This window comes from Vibrio proteolyticus NBRC 13287 (assembly GCF_000467125.1).
GTDB lineage: Bacteria > Pseudomonadota > Gammaproteobacteria > Enterobacterales > Vibrionaceae > Vibrio > Vibrio proteolyticus.
The window spans coordinates 76,701-89,854 of the sequence record NZ_BATJ01000002.1; the positions used below are offsets into that span (position 1 = coordinate 76,701).

The following is a 13,154-nucleotide window of genomic DNA, read 5'->3' on the forward strand; positions in this document are numbered from 1 at the left end:
AACTAGAAGTAAAAGGAAGACACAGATATGACAGTTGAAATTCTGGTTCCAGATTTACCTGAATCAGTTGCCGACGCAACCGTAGCTACTTGGCACAAACAACCAGGTGAAGCGGTCGCTCGTGATGAAGTAATCGTCGATATTGAAACCGACAAAGTTGTCCTGGAAGTTCCTGCACCTGAAGATGGTGTCCTGGAAGCGATTGTTGAAGCAGAAGGCGCTACCGTTCTGTCTAAACAACTGCTGGCTAAGTTGAAGCCAGGCGCGGTTGCGGGTGAACCTACAGCGGACACCACCGCAGAGTCAGAATCCTCGCCAGATAAACGTCACAAAGCTGCGCTGACCGAAGAGAGCAACGATGCGTTGAGTCCTGCGGTACGCCGCCTGCTGGCAGAGCATAATCTGGACGCATCGCAAGTGAAAGGCACTGGTGTAGGTGGTCGTATCACGCGCGAAGACATCGATGCTTACCTTAAGAGCGCTCAATCAGGAGCGAAACAGGAAGCAGACAAAGGCGATATTCAGGTTCCAGCTGCTGCGCGCACTGAAAAACGTGTGCCGATGACTCGTCTGCGCAAGACGGTAGCCAACCGTCTGCTGGAAGCGAAAAACAGCACCGCGATGCTGACCACGTTTAACGAAGTCAACATGAAACCTATCATGGATCTGCGTAAGCAATACAAAGATCAGTTCGAAGAGCGCCACGGTATTCGTCTGGGCTTCATGTCTTTCTACGTGAAAGCGGTAACCGAAGCACTGAAACGTTACCCTGAAGTCAACGCATCCATTGATGGTGATGACATTGTTTATCACAACTACTTTGACATCAGCATGGCGGTTTCCACACCACGTGGTCTGGTGACACCGGTACTGAAAGATTGCGATACGCTGGGTTTTGCTGAGATCGAGAAAGGCATCAAAGAGCTGGCTGTGAAGGGCCGTGATGGCAAGCTGACGGTTGATGAGCTGATGGGCGGTAACTTCACCATCACCAACGGCGGTGTGTTTGGTTCCCTGATGTCGACGCCAATCATCAACCCGCCACAGTCTGCGATTCTGGGTATGCACAAGATCCAGGAGCGTCCAATGGCGGTGAACGGTCAGGTTGAAATCCTACCGATGATGTACCTGGCGCTATCCTATGACCACCGTTTGATCGATGGTCGTGAATCCGTGGGCTTCCTGGTGACTATCAAGGAACTGCTGGAAGATCCAACACGTCTGCTTCTGGACGTTTAAGGCGGAATTCAGGTGCCGGGTTTCCGGCACCTTTTCCACTGGAATGCTCAACTCCAGTGTGTTGCTGTTATCAGTGACAGCTTTTTAGAAGCACCCTACATACGTTTGGCGAAGCGCTTGCTTACGCCTTATGGAAATAATAAATCCCACAAGGGATAAACAAACGGAATAACACAATGAATTTGCATGAATACCAAGCCAAACAGCTGTTTGCAGAATTCGGTTTGCCTGTGCCGGAAGGCTACGCATGTGATACGCCACAAGAAGCTTTTGAAGCCGCTGGCCGTATTACGACGGAGAAGAAAGTCGTTAAATGTCAGGTTCACGCTGGTGGACGTGGTAAAGCGGGCGGTGTTGAACTGCACGATACCAAAGATGGCGTGAAAGAGTTTGCGCAAAAGTGGTTGGGCAAAAACCTGGTTACTTACCAAACAGACGCGAATGGTCAGCCAGTCACAAAAATCCTGGTAGAAGAAGCATCAAACATTGCCAACGAATTGTATCTGGGTGCGGTCGTTGACCGTGCTAGCCGTAAGATCGTTTTCATGGCTTCTACTGAAGGCGGTGTGGAAATCGAGAAAGTGGCGGAAGAAACGCCGGAGCTTATCCACAAAGCAGCCATCGACCCACTCGTAGGCCCTCAAGCTTACCAAGGCCGTGAACTTGCGTTCAAACTGGGTCTTGTAGGCGATCAAATCAAACAATTCGTTAAGATCTTTATGGGTCTTGGCACTATGTTCGCTCAGTACGATCTGGCTCTGCTGGAGATCAACCCGCTGGTAGTGACTGGCGAAGGCAACCTGCTGTGTCTTGACGGTAAGATCAACATCGATTCAAACGCACTTTACCGTCAGCCTAAGCTACGTGAAATGCACGATCCATCGCAAGAAGATGAGCGTGAAGCGCACGCAGCTCAGTGGGAACTGAACTACGTAGCACTAGACGGTAACGTTGGCTGTATGGTTAACGGTGCTGGCTTGGCAATGGGTACGATGGATATCGTCAACCTACACGGCGGCAAACCAGCTAACTTCCTCGATGTCGGTGGCGGTGCAACGAAAGAACGTGTGGCTGAAGCATTTAAGATCATCCTATCTGATGACAACGTGAAAGCAGTACTGGTAAACATCTTCGGCGGTATCGTACGTTGTGACATGATCGCAGAAGGGATTATTGGTGCGGTTAAAGAGGTAGGTGTAAACGTACCAGTTGTTGTTCGTCTAGAAGGTACTAACGCAGACCTAGGTCGCGAAGTTCTTGCTAATTCTGATGTTGATATCATTGCTGCTGAGTCGCTAACAGATGCTGCTCAGAAAGTTGTTGCTGCTGCGGAGGCTAAATAATGTCTGTATTAATTAACAAAGACACTAAAGTAATCTGTCAGGGTTTCACTGGTGGTCAAGGTACGTTCCACTCAGAGCAAGCTATCGCATACGGTACGCAAATGGTTGGTGGTGTGTCTCCAGGTAAAGGTGGCCAAACTCACCTAGGTCTACCTGTATTCAACACAGTTCGTGAAGCAGTCGAAGCAACTGGCGCAACAGCGACCGTCATCTACGTACCAGCACCTTTCTGTAAAGATGCTATCCTGGAAGCGATTGACGCAGGTATCGAGCTGATCGTAACCATCACGGAAGGTATCCCTACAACAGATATGATCGACGTAAAAGTGAAGCTAGAAGAAACTGGTGTTCGCATGATCGGTCCTAACTGTCCGGGTGTGATCACTCCTGATGAGTGTAAGATCGGTATCATGCCTGGTCACATCCACAAGAAAGGTAAAGTAGGTATCGTATCTCGCAGCGGTACACTTACTTACGAAGCAGTTAAGCAAACTACAGACGAAGGCTTCGGTCAGTCTACGTGTGTTGGTATCGGTGGTGACCCAATCCCAGGTTCAAACTTCATCGACATCCTGAAACTGTTCCAGGAAGACCCAGAAACTGAAGCGATCGTCATGATCGGTGAAATCGGTGGTACAGCAGAAGAAGAAGCGGCAGCGTTCATCAAAGAGCACGTGACTAAACCAGTTGTGTCTTATATCGCTGGTGTCACTGCGCCTCCTGGTAAGCGTATGGGCCATGCAGGTGCGATTATCTCTGGTGGTAAAGGGACTGCTGAAGACAAATTCGCTGCACTGGAAGCGGCTGGCGTTAAGACAGTAAAATCTCTGGCAGAGATTGGTAAAGGTCTGCGCGAAGTTACCGGTTGGTAATTTGCCCTTCGATAAAGAATACCTAGCCCGGCGAATTGCCGGGCTTTTTTTGTTGGATGCAAAAATAAAAACCGGCCTTAGTGGCCGGTTTTTCCATCAGCGCAGTGCTGGTTACAGCACCATCGCGGCTATCCAGCCGAAGATAATGAGCGGGATGTTGTAGTGAATAAATGTCGGCACTACGGTTTCCCAAATATGTTCATGTTGTCCATCAGCATTGAGACCTGAAGTCGGTCCCAAAGTGGAGTCAGAGGCCGGAGAGCCTGCATCACCCAGTGCTGCTGCAGTACCTACCAGCGCGATGGTCGCCATAGGTGAGAATCCAAAAGCGATCGCCAGAGGCACATAAATGGTGGCAATGATTGGTATGGTCGAGAAAGATGAACCGATACCCATGGTGACAAGAAGGCCCACGACCAGCATCAGTAATGCCGCCAACGGTTTATTATCACCAATGCCGCCAGACAGCGCTTGTACCAGAGATTCGACGCCGCCGGTCTGTTTCATGACTGCCGCGAAACCTGCGGCGGAAATCATGATGAAACCGATCATCGCCATCATATGCACGCCTTTAGTAAAGACATCGTGAGTCTCTTTCCAGGCAATGACACCGCCGAAAGTGAACACCATGAATCCCGCCAGAGCGCCGATGATCATCGAGCCGGTGGTCAGTTGGACGGCCAGTGCTGCCACAATGCCCAGTGCCGCGATCAGGATGTGCTTTTTATTGATGTGGCTTGGCTCTGGGTCAACATGCGTCAGCGTGGTTTCTTTGTATTCGCGTGGCTTACGGTAGCTGAAGAAAATTGCGACCAGTAAGCCAAAAATCATTCCGGCGCCCGGCAGCAGCATGGCGGTCGGAACCTGGCTGGCGGTGACGTCTGCCAGGCCATTGTCACGGAGACTCTTGAGCAAAATGTTGTTAAGGAAAATCCCACCAAAGCCAACGGGAAGGACCATGTAAGGAGTGATCAGACCAAAGGTCAGTGCGCAGGCAACCAAACGGCGGTCCAGCTTGAGTTTGGCAAACACGCCCAGCAGTGGTGGAATCAGAATAGGAATAAAGGCAATGTGGACCGGAATAACGTTTTGTGATGACATGGTGACCAGCACCAGGGCCACCAAAACGGCGTATTTCAGACCGGTCGTGGCGGCGCCACTTTCTTTGCCGTGGATGCGTTTGATTACGCTTTGAGCGAGCAAGTCAGTAATGCCGGATTTCGAAATCGCAACCGCAAAGGTTCCCAGCATGGCATAGCTTAACGCGATGGTGGCACCACCGCCCAGACCGCTTTCAAACGCGGCCACGGAATCGTTAAGGCTCATGCCGGAAACCAGGCCGCCGACAATGGCACTGAATGTGAGGGCGACCACCACATTCACCCGCATCAGTGCCAGCAACAGCATGATACATACAGAAATGACAACAGGATTCATAGTAATCTCGATAGGTTGTGTTTACTTATTATCGTTATTAGGTTCGTCAACGAGCGGCCAGCCACCGAGGGCTTTCCACTTATTCACTATGCCACAAAACAACTCAGCGGTCTTTTGAGTATCGTACAACGCTGAGTGAGCTTCTTTATTATCAAACTCCATCCCCGCTGCTTTACAGGCTTTGGCCAGAACGGTCTGACCGTACGCCAGGCCGCTTAAGGCGGCAGTATCAAACGTGGCAAAAGGATGGAATGGAACGCGTTTGAGTTTGCTGCGTTCACTGGCTGCCATCACAAAGCTGTGATCAAAGTTTGCGTTGTGTGCCACCATGATTGCGCGGCTACAGTTCGCGTCCTTCTGTTCTTTGCGAACCTGTTTATAGATCTCTTTGAGTGCTTCCGCTTCACTGACCGCGCCACGCAGTGGACTGAACGGGTCGCGAATACCGTTAAACTCAAGAGCCTCTTTTTCCAGATTAGCACCTTCAAAAGGTTCGACGTGAAAATGAATGGTTGACGCTGGATGGAGATCGCCATGCTCGTCCATTTTTAAGGTAACGGCACATATCTCAAGCAGAGCATCAGTTTGGGCATTAAACCCGGCGGTTTCGACATCGATAACGACCGGAAAATAGCCACGAAAACGTTTTTTTAGCGTCAATGCTTCATTTTGTTCAGTCATGGGGGTCCAGGATTGTGTGACAGGGCAGGCATTATTACAGATAATCCACACGATAAAAACCAGCGCACGGCAGAAAACACCAAACTAATTGGCGCAGATTTTGCAGATTCATTTCAGACAAGATGTAAGCGGCAAGCCTTCGCCGCCCGTATATGGAAGAGAAGATCGAGAACATGAATAAATGGCTATTGAGTGCGATATCGGCGGTATTGCTCGTAACGACGTCCAGCGTCAATGCGCAGGAGAAACGTTATGTCGCCACACCACAGCAGTCGAGCTGGAAAATGCTGGTGAATACGCCTCTGGAATGCCGTTTGGTACATCATATTCCCAACTATGGTGACGCTCAGTTTTCTTCCCGTGCGAGTAAAAAAATCAACCTCGATTTCGAACTGAAAATGCGACGTCCGATGGGCGATACGCGTAATGTCAGCCTGGTGTCGATGCCGCCGGCCTGGCGCCCTGGAGAAGGGGCGGAGCGGATCACTACCATTCAATTTTTTAAACAATTTGACGGATACATCGGTGGTCAGACCGCTTGGGGAATATTGGGTGAACTGGAACAAGGCCGCTACCCGACATTCAGTTACCAGGATTGGCAAAGCCGGGATCAGCGAATTGAAGTGGCGTTATCCTCGGTGTTGTTTCAGCAGCAGTACAACGTTTTTAGTGACTGCATTGCCAATCTGCTGCCCTACAGCTTTGAAGACATCGCTTTCACTATCTTGCATTACGATCGCTCAAGTGTGCAACTGAACAAAGCGTCGCAGAAACGTTTGGCTCAGATTGCCGAGTACATTCGCTACAATCAGGACATCGATTTGGTGCTAGTCTCGACCTATACCGATTCTGTTGATGGCAAGAGTGCCAGTCAGGCTCTATCCGAAAAGCGTGCAGAAGTGCTGCGGGATTACTTTAAGTCGATTGGCCTGCCAGAAGACCGGATTCAGGTACAAGGGTATGGCAAGCGCCGTCCGATCGCAGACAATGCTTCGCCGATTGGGAAAGACAAAAACCGTCGGGTGGTTATTTCTCTTGGCCGCACTCAGGTGTAATGTGGCGACATAAACAGGTGGGGGAGCAGACCCGCCTGTTTAATTGAGTTTAAAACGGGCTATCTGGTTGCAATTGGTGACCGAGTCAATGTCTTTTACCTGATGGGCAATCCGCGGATCCGGATGGCGTTTCATGAACTCAATCAACGCTTTTTTACAGCAACCTAAAGAGTCAATGAAGGCTTCGCAATTGGGGTTGTGGCATTGTGGCACCAACATCAGTACTTTCTCCGATGCCAGTTGCAGGTATTTTATTTCATAATGGTCGTCACCAATGGAGCGCCAGAATTGCGCCAGATTGTGACAGGAGATCACCGAAATCATCAGCCGTTCTTCCAGATCGATCTCTTCCTGTAAAGACAAGTGTTCACTCAGTGCTAATGCCTGTTGATAATGCAAAATACTGCGTAAGTGGTCCTGCTCACTCATCGCGGTATCGGCCAATAAAGTATGCTGTTCCCAATCGTGTATGCTCATCATTTTCTCCCATAGCACCAAACTAAAGATTAAATGATAATTATTATCATGTAAACGAAAAAATAAAAGCGGTGACAGCACCGCTTTTCATGTGGTTTAACCTTCTAGGCCAGCGGACGCTTGTTTGTTCTGAATCAGCTCAATCATGTACCCGTCGAGGTCTTTCACAAACGCGATATGCGTGGTTCCGCCTTTTACTGGGCCAGGCTCGCGGGTTACGTTACCACCGGCAGCTTTGATTGTGTCGCACGTGGTGTAGATGTCATCGACACCAATCGCTATGTGACCGAATGCATTGCCCATGTCGTATTCTGAGGTGCCCCAGTTGTAAGTCAGTTCAATCACTGCGCCCTGAGACTCGTCACCATAACCCAGAAACGCCAGAGTGTATTCATACTCTTTGTTTTCGTTGGTACGCAGTAACTGCATACCCATAACTTCAGTGTAAAACTGAATCGATTTGTCCAGATCACCCACGCGCAGCATGGTGTGAAGAATGCGACCGTTTGCCATAATTTGCTCCTAGCTTTCCGGATATACTTTGTCTTTAAATTCGCACAAGTCTTCGATAATGCAGCTTCCACAGCGTGGCTTGCGTGCCACACAGGTATAGCGACCGTGCAAGATGAGCCAGTGGTGCACATCCAGCTTAAACTCTTTAGGCACCACTTTCAGTAATTTCTGTTCGACCTCGTCAACGTTTTTCCCCATCGCAAATTTGGTGCGGTTTGACACGCGGTAGATGTGGGTGTCAACGGCAATCGTCGGCCAGCCAAACGCGGTGTTGAGCACAACGTTGGCGGTTTTGCGTCCCACGCCAGGCAGCGCTTCCAGGGCTGCCCGATCCTCTGGCACTTCGCCATGGTGTTTATCGAGCAGAATCCGGCAGGTTTTGATGACGTTTTCCGCCTTGGAATTAAACAAGCCGATGGTCTTGATGTACTCTTTCACGCCATCTACGCCAAGGTCAAACATCGTCTGGGGTGTATTCGCGACCGGGTAGAGTTTGTCGGTGGCTTTATTAACACTGACGTCCGTGGCCTGAGCGGATAATAACACCGCGATCAGCAGTTCGAACGGGCTACTCCAGTTCAGCTCTGTCTGCGGGTTAGGGTTGTTTTCCCGTAATCGCTCCAGGATCTGTATGCGTTTTTCTTTGTTCATTTTAAGGCTGCTTCCAATGGATAAACACCAGACGCTGGCCTGGTGTTTTATTGTTTTAATTCGTGACGCGGACGCGTTCTATCGCAGGCTTTTCCTGCTTAGGCTGTCGGGCGGCTAACTGTTTGTCGATGATGTTTTTCAGTGCGATAAGAAAGCCGACGCCAATAAATGCGCCTGGTGGCAGCAGCGCGAGCAGGAAGCTGCTGTCGACGTGGAAGACTTCGATACGCAACACTTTTGCCCACTCTCCAAGCAGCAGATCTGCGCCGTCAAACAGGGTGCCGTTGCCGATAATTTCGCGCAGCGCGCCCAACACCACCAGCACGGAAGTCATGCCAAGTCCCATCCAGAAACCATCCTGAGCCGCTGGAAGGACGTCATTTTTGGACGCAAACGCTTCGGCGCGACCGATAATGATGCAGTTGGTCACGATCAGAGGAATAAAGATACCCAGTGACAAATATAAGCCGTAGGCGTAAGCGTTCATCAGCAGTTGAACACAGGTGACCAACGACGCAATGATCATTACGAAGACCGGAATACGGACCTCTTTAGGGACGTGGTGGCGAACCAAAGAGACCGTCACATTCGAGCCGACCAACACCAGCAGCGTTGCAATGCCCAGTCCGAGTGCATTCGTGATGGTCGACGAAACCGCAAGCAACGGACACAGACCAAGCAGTTGCACCAGGGCCGGGTTGTTGTCCCACATGCCATTCTTGATCAGCGTTTTATGTTCACTCATCGTTGCCTCCACAGGTCAGGGGTTGTGCGAGGATCGCATCCTGATTTTGTGCGACGAAGATGGCGGTTTTCTTAACGGCTTTGACCACCGCACGCGGAGTGATCGTCGCGCCGGTAAACTGGTCAAATTGTCCGCCATCTTTACGCACCTTCCAACTGGCTTCGTTTTGCGGGGTAACCTGTTTCCCGGTAAAACTGGTGATCCAGTCGGATATTCTGAGATCAATTTTGTCACCCAGCCCCGGCGTTTCTTGATGCGCCAGCACCCGAGTGCCAGTGATGGTGCCATCGTGCCTAATACCGACGATCAGTTTGATGGCACCGTTGTAGCCGTCTGGCGCGATGGTTTCAATCGCCATTGCACTAGGCTCACCGGCAAGCCGCGCAATATACACCGGCATGGTTTCAGTTGTACCAAGCGCCGGGTCGCGCACCAGAGTACAGGAACGGTACAAGTCGTTGTCGTGCAGCGATGTGGGCACCACTTGATTGAGTACCGATAACAGCTGTGCTTGTTCCTGAACCTCAATTCTGTCTTTAGTCAGATATTGGGTCAATGCTACCAACCCGGTCGACAAGCAGGCAAAGACGGCGAGTGTCAGGCCATTATTACGAATTGCAGTTAACATAACACTCCTTAATGCCCATAAGTTCGAGGCTTGGTGTAGTAATCGATCAGCGGCACACACATATTAGCCAGCAAAACAGCAAACGCCACGCCATCCGGGAAACCTCCCCAACTGCGAATGATCACCATCAGCGCGCCGATAAACGCCCCATAAATCAGTCGGCCTTTCATCGTGGTGGACGCCGACACCGGATCAGTGGCAATAAAGAATGCCCCTAGCATGGTCGCGCCCGATAGCAAATGGATGAGTGGCGAGGCTGTTTCACCCGGGGTTACAATCATCAACAAGCCACTGGTGAATAGCAGGCCACACAGGACGCTGACCGGAATATGCCAGTTGATCACTCGCAGCTTTATCAGTGCCAATCCACCTGCAAGATAAGCCAGATTAACCCATTCCCAGCCGACGCCCGCCAGTCCGCCAAACTGAGGTTGCTGCATGGCTTCGAAAGGTGTTTTTCCTGTGGTGAGAGCGGTTTTGAATGCGTCCAGTGGCGTTGCCATAGTGACACCATCGATGCCGGCTCGGACCTGCTGCAGGGATAACCCCTCAATATTGAAACCGGTAAAGATCAGATGCAGTGCGTCGCCGAACGTCAGAGGTGTCTCCTGCAAGGTGGCTGGCGAAAGCCAACTGGTCATCTGCACTGGGAAGGATATCAGCAGTACCACGTAGGCTACCATGGCAGGGTTAAAGGGGTTCTGACCGATACCGCCGTACAGCTGTTTGGCGATCACTATCGCGAAAATCAGACCAATAGTAACAATCCACCATGGCGACAGTGGCGGAATTGCGACGGCCAGTAACCAAGCGGTGACCAGTGCGCTATTGTCGCGCAGCGCTGACATTGGTGGTCGCTTGCGCAGTAACATGACCATTGCTTCTAAACTTAGGGCGATGACAATGGCAAGAATCAACTGGATGAGAGTACCCCAACCAAAGAAATACGTTTGAGCGACCAGACCGGGCAGTGCACAGACGGCAACCCACTTCATTAAGTCTGGGGTGCTTCGACGACTGTGTGCGTGGGGAGAGCTGGCTATGAAGAACGACACTACTCTTTCTCCTCAGAATCTTGTGCTGGTTTGGCTTGTTGTTCTTGGGCGGCTTTACGGGCCTTGGCTCGAGCAATGGCAGCGGCAACGGCGGCCTTTTTCGGATCGCTGTCGTCATTCGATGACGATGCGCTTTCCGGCTCCGCTTGGGGCTCAGAGGCCTCAGCAGCCGCTTTGCGGGCTTTGGCGCGAGCGATGGCAGCGGCAACGGCGGCCTTTTTCGGATCGCTGTCGTCATTCGATGGCGATGCGGTGTCCGGCTCCGATCGGGTTTCAGAGTCCTGTGCAGCCGCTTTGCGGGCTTTGGCGCGAGCAATGGCAGCGGCAACGGCGGCCTTTTTCGGATCGCTGTCGTCATTCGATGGCGATGCGGTGTCCGGCTCCGCTTGGGTTTCAGTGGCCTGTGCAGCCGCTTTGCGCGCTTTGGCGCGAGCGATGGCAGCGGCAACGGCGGCTTTTTTCGGATCGCTGTCGTCATGCGATGGTGATGTGGTGTCCGGCTCCGCTTGGGTTTCGGTGGCCTCTGCAGCCGCTTTGCGCGCTTTGGCGCGAGCAATGGCGGCCGCGACTGAGGCTTTTTTCGCATCCGCGTCACCGGATTGTGAAGCTACGGAAGAGTCAGGCTCGGCGTTTGCTTCGCTGGCTTGGGCGGCTTTGCGTGCTTTAGCGCGAGCAACCGCAGCGGCAACTGCCGCATTTTTTGACTCACCGTCAGACGCCGCATCGCTGGTGGTGTCCTGGTTGGCTTTTTGTGCTTTGCGCTCCCGGGCCTGGCGCTTGCGCTCTTCGCGCAGCTTGGCCATATCAGAGTTGTCTGGCTCGCTATCACCCGCCTGCATTGCCTGGGCTTGCTTGGCCTTAGCTTTGGCAACCGCAGCGGCGACGGCCGGTTTAACAACCGGGGTATCGGCAGTGGTTGCCGCGTCTTTTTGTGCTTTGACTCTGGCGATCGCGGCCGCGACTGCGTCATCACCGCCAGATTGCTTCATCTCTTTGCGACGATCATCTGCGGCTTTCTTAAAGCGGTTTTCCCGCTCCGCCTTATCCCGCTCCATACGCGCTTTTTTGTCTTCAAAACGCTGTTTGGCACGTTCGGCGGCTTCGGCTTCTTCTTTTCGTGCCCAGATTTCGGCCTTGGCTTGGCGATAATACTGTACCAGTGGAATTTCACTTGGGCACACATAAGCACAAGCACCACACTCAATACAATCTTTGAGATTCAGCTCTTCGCACTTTTCGTATTCTTCGGCCTTGGCGTGCCATAGCATTTGCTGAGGCAGCAGAGACGCCGGACAAGCGTCAGCACACTGACCGCAGCGGATACACGCCATTTCGTATTGTTCTGCAACGATTTCACGTCGCTTGGGTGCCAGAATGCAGTTGGTGATCTTTGTGATGGGTACGTTGCTGTGTGGCAGGGTAAAGCCCATCAATGACCCGCCCATGATCAGGCGTGGCAGCTTTTTGTCGGCTTTATAACCAAACTCTGTCAACAGGGCTTCAACCGGGGTGCCGAGCAGAGCCCATACGTTGCGCGGTTGCTTAAACGTGTTGCCCGTGAGTGTGACGACACGTCGAACCAGTGGTTCATCATCGATCACCGCACGTTTGATCGCCTGCATAGATCCCACGTTCTGGACGATAACGCCAATATCGGCGGAGTGTTTGCCGCTGGGGACTTCGAGATTGGTCAGCAGCTTGATCAACTGCTTGGCGCCACCGGACGGGTATTTGGTCGGCACAACGCGGATGACTATATCTTTGTCAGCAGAAGCGTCCTGCAGCGCTTTTAATGCCTGCGGTTTGTTGTCTTCTATCCCGATGATGGTTAACTTCGGTTTCAGGATATGTTCCACCACTTCGATTCCGGCGATCACCTCGTCGGCATGGTGGCGCATCAACATGTCGTCTGCCGTAATGTAGGGTTCACACTCGGCTGCGTTGATGATCAGAACCTCTGTGCGCTGTTGACCTGACTGGATTTTCTTTGCCGCAGGGAAACCCGCGCCACCTAGACCTGCAATACCGGCACGGCGGATAATTTCAATCAGTTCTTCTGGCGTTTCATCGCGATAATCCGGACGTGGTGTCTGTTCGCGCCAGCGATCTTCACCATCTGGCTGAATGACAATACACAGTTCACTCAAGCCTGACGGATGTGCCGTGGTGCGCGGTTCGATCGCGCTGATGGTGCCTGACGTCGGGGCATGAACCGGAAGCATAAAGCTGGTGCTAAAGTGGGTCAGTGGCTGGCCTTTCAGAACATGGTCGCCAACAGACACCAGTAACTGGCCCGGCTTGCCGATGTGTTGTTTAACTGGCAGGACAATTTCAGTGGGCAGACTGGCTTCCACCAAAGGGTGTTTTGTGGATTGGGCTTTGTTTTCCGGCGGATGAACACCACCAGGAAAATCCCACAGTGCGCCGGATTTAATTTGTTCGATTAATGACAACATAC

13 protein-coding genes are annotated in these 13,154 nt (G+C 51.8%); 4 read left to right on the top strand and 9 right to left on the bottom strand.

Annotated elements, in window-relative coordinates; all coding sequences use genetic code 11:
• Window positions 1–27 precede the first annotated feature (27 nt).
• The 3 genes from odhB (at window position 28) to sucD (ending at window position 3,454) form a co-directional block, all read left to right on the top strand.
• The gene (gene odhB, locus VPR01S_RS02940) at window positions 28–1,239 is read left to right on the top strand and encodes a 2-oxoglutarate dehydrogenase complex dihydrolipoyllysine-residue succinyltransferase (RefSeq protein WP_021703810.1); all 1,212 of its coding nucleotides are present in this window, start codon (window positions 28–30) and stop codon (window positions 1,237–1,239) included.
• A gap of 176 nt (window positions 1,240–1,415) precedes the next feature.
• Window positions 1,416–2,582 carry an ADP-forming succinate--CoA ligase subunit beta gene (sucC, locus tag VPR01S_RS02945; RefSeq protein WP_021703811.1) on the top strand — a complete coding sequence of 389 codons (1,167 nt, stop codon included), beginning with the start codon at window positions 1,416–1,418 and terminating at the stop codon, window positions 2,580–2,582.
• The gene (gene sucD / locus VPR01S_RS02950) at window positions 2,582–3,454 is read left to right on the top strand and encodes a succinate--CoA ligase subunit alpha (RefSeq protein ID WP_021703812.1); all 873 of its coding nucleotides are present in this window, start codon (window positions 2,582–2,584) and stop codon (window positions 3,452–3,454) included. The genes sucC and sucD overlap by 1 nt, the downstream gene beginning before the upstream one ends.
• Window positions 3,455–3,565: 111 nt before the next feature.
• Here the strand turns inward: sucD and VPR01S_RS02955 are convergent, their stop codons facing one another.
• Complete coding sequence (locus VPR01S_RS02955; RefSeq protein WP_021703813.1) at window positions 3,566–4,891, bottom strand: Na+/H+ antiporter family protein; 1,326 nt, start codon at window positions 4,889–4,891, stop codon at window positions 3,566–3,568.
• Window positions 4,892–4,912: 21 nt separating this feature from the next.
• Window positions 4,913–5,572: a ribonuclease T gene (rnt, locus tag VPR01S_RS02960; RefSeq protein WP_021703814.1), complete on the bottom strand. Its 660-nt coding sequence runs from the start codon at window positions 5,570–5,572 to the stop codon at window positions 4,913–4,915.
• Window positions 5,573–5,745: 173 nt separating this feature from the next.
• Between rnt and motY the strand changes: the two genes are divergently transcribed.
• Window positions 5,746–6,627, top strand: a complete 882-nt coding sequence (gene motY / locus VPR01S_RS02965) for a flagellar protein MotY (protein ID WP_040902252.1) — start codon at window positions 5,746–5,748, stop codon at window positions 6,625–6,627.
• 39 nt (window positions 6,628–6,666) lie between these two features.
• Here motY and VPR01S_RS02970 read toward each other — a convergent pair whose 3' ends face one another.
• The 7 genes from VPR01S_RS02970 to rsxC form a co-directional block, all read right to left on the bottom strand.
• Window positions 6,667–7,104, bottom strand: a complete 438-nt coding sequence (locus VPR01S_RS02970) for a DUF2753 family protein (RefSeq protein WP_021703816.1) — start codon at window positions 7,102–7,104, stop codon at window positions 6,667–6,669.
• Between the two features lie 96 nt (window positions 7,105–7,200).
• Window positions 7,201–7,617 carry a lactoylglutathione lyase gene (gene gloA, locus VPR01S_RS02975; protein WP_021703817.1) on the bottom strand — a complete coding sequence of 139 codons (417 nt, stop codon included), beginning with the start codon at window positions 7,615–7,617 and terminating at the stop codon, window positions 7,201–7,203.
• A 9-nt stretch (window positions 7,618–7,626) separates the two neighbouring features.
• Entirely contained in the window at window positions 7,627–8,268 is a 642-nt protein-coding gene (nth, locus tag VPR01S_RS02980) for an endonuclease III (RefSeq protein ID WP_021703818.1), read from the bottom strand.
• A 55-nt stretch (window positions 8,269–8,323) separates the two neighbouring features.
• Complete coding sequence (locus VPR01S_RS02985; protein ID WP_021703819.1) at window positions 8,324–9,013, bottom strand: electron transport complex subunit E; 690 nt, start codon at window positions 9,011–9,013, stop codon at window positions 8,324–8,326.
• Window positions 9,006–9,641: an electron transport complex subunit RsxG gene (gene rsxG / locus VPR01S_RS02990; protein WP_021703820.1), complete on the bottom strand. Its 636-nt coding sequence runs from the start codon at window positions 9,639–9,641 to the stop codon at window positions 9,006–9,008. The genes VPR01S_RS02985 and rsxG overlap by 8 nt, the downstream gene beginning before the upstream one ends.
• Window positions 9,642–9,649: 8 nt before the next feature.
• Entirely contained in the window at window positions 9,650–10,696 is a 1,047-nt protein-coding gene (gene rsxD / locus VPR01S_RS02995; RefSeq protein WP_021703821.1) for an electron transport complex subunit RsxD, read from the bottom strand.
• The gene (gene rsxC, locus VPR01S_RS03000) at window positions 10,696–13,152 is read right to left on the bottom strand and encodes an electron transport complex subunit RsxC (protein WP_021703822.1); all 2,457 of its coding nucleotides are present in this window, start codon (window positions 13,150–13,152) and stop codon (window positions 10,696–10,698) included. Before rsxC ends, rsxD begins: the two co-directional genes overlap by 1 nt.
• Window positions 13,153–13,154 lie beyond the last annotated feature (2 nt).